This window comes from Curtobacterium sp. B18 (assembly GCF_000333375.1).
Lineage (GTDB): Bacteria > Actinomycetota > Actinomycetes > Actinomycetales > Microbacteriaceae > Curtobacterium.
Map to the genome: position 1 here is coordinate 1 of NZ_BACZ01000651.1, position 4,543 is coordinate 4,543.

Annotated in this window: 4 protein-coding genes; all 4 read right to left on the reverse strand. The window is 72.9% G+C overall.

The features are described 5' to 3' along the window. Positions 1–961, reverse strand: a 961-nt coding sequence (locus tag I5E_RS24815; RefSeq protein ID WP_148287032.1) for a lipopolysaccharide biosynthesis protein, incomplete at its 3' end; no start/stop codon positions are given. A gap of 53 nt (positions 962–1,014) precedes the next feature. Then, entirely contained in the window at positions 1,015–2,190 is a 1,176-nt protein-coding gene (locus I5E_RS17505; protein WP_022908129.1) for a glycosyltransferase, read from the reverse strand. Between the two features lie 55 nt (positions 2,191–2,245). Continuing rightward, positions 2,246–3,541, reverse strand: coding sequence for a nucleotide sugar dehydrogenase (locus I5E_RS17510; protein ID WP_022908130.1), 1,296 nt, complete (start codon positions 3,539–3,541; stop codon positions 2,246–2,248). Between the two features lie 83 nt (positions 3,542–3,624). Next, positions 3,625–4,543, reverse strand: a 919-nt coding sequence (locus tag I5E_RS17515; RefSeq protein ID WP_022908131.1) for a Gfo/Idh/MocA family protein, incomplete at its 5' end; no start/stop codon positions are given.

Consider the following 4,543-nt stretch of genomic DNA (forward strand, 5'->3'; position numbering starts at 1 on the left):
ATCCGTCTGAGCAGCCGGTCCCCGGTGTGCCGGAGCGGACCGATCGCCCGAACACGCCGCCGGACCACTGCGCGACCGCGTCCGCCAGCATGCCGACGGGTGTACCAAGCACACGCATCGTGAGGGCGACGTACCCGGCCGACGTGCTGCCCAGGGCGAGGGCGATGAGGACACTGGGTCCCTGCTGCCCGAGGACGTTGAGGAGCGCGGACCAGGGCGTCACGAGCAGGAACCGCCGGTGTGCGCCGAGCGTCGCCGCCATGCGGTCCGACCGCGACACGGACACCGAAGCGGGTGCCGACGCCGACGCCGACGCCGACGCCGACGCCGACGCCGACGCCGACGCCGACGCCTCGAGCATGCGGCGACGGGATCCGGGCAGGGAGCCGAGCACCCCCGCCAGTCGGCCCACCGACAGGCCAGCGAGCAGGCCGACGGGTCCGAGCGGTGCGGCGAGCAGGTTCCACGCGGTCTGTGCCAGCCCCTGCACAGCGTTCCGGGTGGCCAGGTCGGTGTAGCGCTGTCGTCGCGCGACGGTCGCGCTCACGATCCGGAAGGTACTGATCGCGACGGTCGTCAGGGGGAAGAGCCACCAGAGCTCCGCGAGCGACGGGGCGTCGAAGCCCGCGGCGAGGGCGTCCCGGAAGGACCAGGCCGCCGCCCCGACGGCTCCCGCGACGACGGCCGAGGTCATCAGTCCGAAGAGCACGAGGTGCCGCACCGCGCGATCCGTCGGGGCGACCATCAGCGCGCGGTCCGTCCCCGTGGTGGCGAACGCGCCGAGGATCGAGCACAGGGCCGTGATCACCGCGAGCGCGCCGAAGTCCGACGGCCCGTACGCGCGCGTCAGCAGTGGCGACACGGCGATGACGGTCCCCTGCCCGATCAGCGTGCCCGACAGGATCACCGCGACGGCGGGCAGTCTCCGTGCCGTGACTCGGCGCGTCCTGATCCGGCGCATGGGTCGACCTTCCGTCCTCGACCATCGTTGCGTGGCCGTCGAGATACAGAATATCACATGCCATAAGAAAGGCCCCCGATCGGGTCCGGGAGGCCCAGGCGGCGGTAGACCCCCGTGAGCCGCCCCGACTCGCGTCCCCAGTGCAGCCGGGTGCGAGCGGCCTCGGCCGCCGCACGACCGTGTCGGTCGAGCAGCGCCGGGTCGTCGTCGTACGCCTGAACGGCGCGGAGGATCGCCTCCGGGTCATCCGGTGGGACCCACGTCACACAGTCGAAGCCGTCGACGAGCGCACGCCAGGCGGGGACGTCGGTCGCGATCACGGCCAGACCGGCCGCGAGGTACTCGAGGAGCTTCGTCGGGATCGAGGTCCGGAACGCCGGCGTCGGTAGGAGGGGGACGATCCCGATGCGCGCATCGAGCAACACGTCGCGTGCCGCATCGGGAGCGAGGACGCCGGCGTAGGCGATCCGCCCGGTCGCGATCTGTGCGTCGAAGGCGCGGCGATCGACGGCCGCATCGATCTGCCCGGCGACGACGAGCGACCACCCGGGTGCCCGGTGCAGGGAGTCGGCGAGCGCCGTCACGACCGACAGCCCGCGGTCACGGTTCAACGCACCGAGGTAGGCGATGCGTCGTCGGCGCTGGGACGGCGGGAGCCCGTGGTCGACCGCTCGGAGCCGGGGGAAGTTCCGGACCACCTCGGTCGACCTCGGATCGAACCGTTCCGCGATCGTCGGGGTCGCCGCGACCACGAACGAGGCTCGGCGTGCCACGGCGATCGCAGCGTGCGCGATCGGCACGGCGAGCCGTCGACCAGCCCGGCCGAGGTACTCCTTGCCGGCGACCTGGGCGGGGAGGTCTTCGTGCGCGTCGTAGACGACCGCGCGACCGGCCGCACGCAGGAGCGGTACCGACCAGAGGAGTTCCGGGTCGTGCAGGTGCACGACCCGGGCACGGGACGACCACGCCGCTCGGACGGCCTGGGCGGTCGAGAGCGTCACTCGGGCGGCGCGTCGTCGCCGTCGGAGCCGTCGGACGTAGACGCCCGTCGTCGGATCGGGGTCGTCCCAGTCACGATCGGCGCGGCCGTCGGTCGAGACGGCGACCAGAGCGGTCCGGTACCCGGTCGCGGCCGCGGTGGCTGCGGATCGGAGGTGCACACGGTTGTCCGTCCACGGATGGGCGCTCGACACGTGCACGATGTCGAACGGACGGGGCCTGGAGTCCATGACCGCAGGCTAGGTGCGCAGGACTCCCGGACGGCAGTTCTGCACATGTTGCATGTCAGTTCGCGGCAGGTGCCCCGATGGCGACGACGACGCAGTCCCACTTGGCCGTGTCGAGGACGCGTCGACCGTCGACGACGGTGCGGACGCCCGGCAGGGAGCCGTGGTCCATCGTCCGGTACTCGGCGTGGTCGGCCTGGACCACCGCTGCGTCGACCGGCTCCCCCGGCACGTGCGCCGTGAAGCCGAGCCGCTCGAGCTCCGACGAGGAGTACAGCGGGTCGGAGACCGTGACCGTCGCACCGCGCTGCTCGAGCGCGGTGACCGTGCCGTAGACCCCGGAGAACGCGGTCTCCTTGACGCCCCCGCGGTAGGCGGCACCGAGCACGACGACACGCTGGCCCGCGAGGTCGCCGTGGAGGCGCGCGAGGAGGTCGACCGCGTGGTCGGGCATCGCCTGGTTCCGCGCACGGGCGGCGCGCACCACGGTGGCGTCCGGGTCGTTCCAGAGGTAGAGCTGCGGGTAGACCGGGATGCAGTGGCCGCCGACGGCGATGCCCGGCTGGTGGATGTGGCTGTACGGCTGCGAGTTGCAGGCCTCGATCACCTTGGCGACGTCGATGTCGTTCCGCCCGGCGAACACCGCGAACTCGTTGGCGAGCGCGATGTTGACGTCGCGGAAGGTCGTCTCGGCGAGCTTCGCCATCTCGGCGGCCTCGGCGGACCCGAGGTCCCACACGCCGTTCCGGCGCGGCAGGTCGGACCGGTCGTCGAACTGCAGGACCGCCCGGTAGAAGTCGTCGGCGAGGTCGGCTCCGGCTCCGGAGAGCGCACCGATGAGCTTCGGGTAGCGCCGGAGGTCCGCGAAGACCCGCCCGGTGAGCACCCGCTCCGGCGAGAACACGACGTGGAAGTCGCGGCCCTCGGTGAGCCCGGAGGCGCGCTCGAGCATCGGCGCCCACCGGGTGCGGGTGGTGCCGACCGGCAGCGTGGTCTCGTAGGCGACGAGCGTGCCGGGGCGGAGGTGCGCGCCGATCGACTCCGTCGCAGCGTCCATCCAGCCGAAGTCGGGGGCACCGTCCTGGCCGACGAAGAGCGGCACGACGATCACGACGACGTCGGCCGTCGGGATCGCGTCGGCGGGGTCGGTGGTGGCGCGGAGCATCCCGGCGGGGACGACCTCGGCGAGGCCGGCGGCGAGCCCGTGCTCACCGGGGAAGGGTTCGACCGCGGCGTTCACCGACTCGACGACGGCGGGTGCCACGTCGAGTCCGGTGACGGTCGCGCCCGATCGGGCGTACTGGACGGCCAGCGGGAGGCCGATCTTGCCGAGGCCGACGACGACGACGTTCATGGTGTGCTGCTCTCTCCGGCGGGGCCGGGACGGGTTCTGGTGGTCCGGTGCGGACGGGTGCGGACGGGTGCGGACGGAAGCGGTCAGGCCGCGAGGTGGAGTGCGGTGCGGGTCTGCGCGGAACGGAGCACGGCCTCGGCGACGGCGACCGTGCGGGCACCCTCGGCGAGCGTCACGATGTCGTCTCCGCGTCCGAGGACGGCGTCGCGGAACGCCTCGTGCTCGACGAGCAGCGGCTCGCGCTTCTCGATCGCGAAGCGGGTGCTCGCCCCCTCGGCGACCCCGCGGAAGGCCGCGACCTGGTCCCAGGCGGTGGCGGTGGTCCCGTTCTCGTGGAACGTGAGGTCGGCGTGCAGCGTGTCGGCGACGAAGGCCCCGCGCTCGCCGGTCACGACGATGAGCCGCTCCTTGAACGGCGTCAGCCAGTTGACCAGGTGCGAGGTGACGGTGCCGTCCGCGAGCTGCCCGGTGACGGTCACGAGGTCCTCGTGCGGGCGACCGCTCTTGGTGCAGGCGAGCGCGCCGACGTGGACGAACGGCGACCGGGTGATCCACGCGGTCGCGTCGATGTCGTGGGTCGCGAGGTCCTTCACCACGCCGACGTCGGCGATGCGTGCCGGGAACGGCCCCTGCCGACGGGTCGCGATCTGGTAGACCTCGCCGAGCTCGCCGGCGTCGAGCCGGGTGCGGAGTGCGCGGAGCGCCGGGTTGTAGCGCTCGATGTGTCCGACGGCGCCGACGAGTCCGGCGGCGTCGAACGCGCTGACGAGTCGCGCGGCGGCCTGTTCGTCGACCGCGACCGGCTTCTCGATGAGGGCGTGGACCCCGGCGGCGGCGAGTTCGAGCCCGACCGCTTCGTGGAAGGCGGTGGGGACGGCCACGACGGCCGTGTCGATCCCGAGCGCGACGAGCTCCTGCACGGTCGCGACGACGGGCGCGCTCCCTGCTGCGCCGTGGCGGTCGCCGAGGGCATCGGCGGCGCCGACGAACTCGACACCTTCG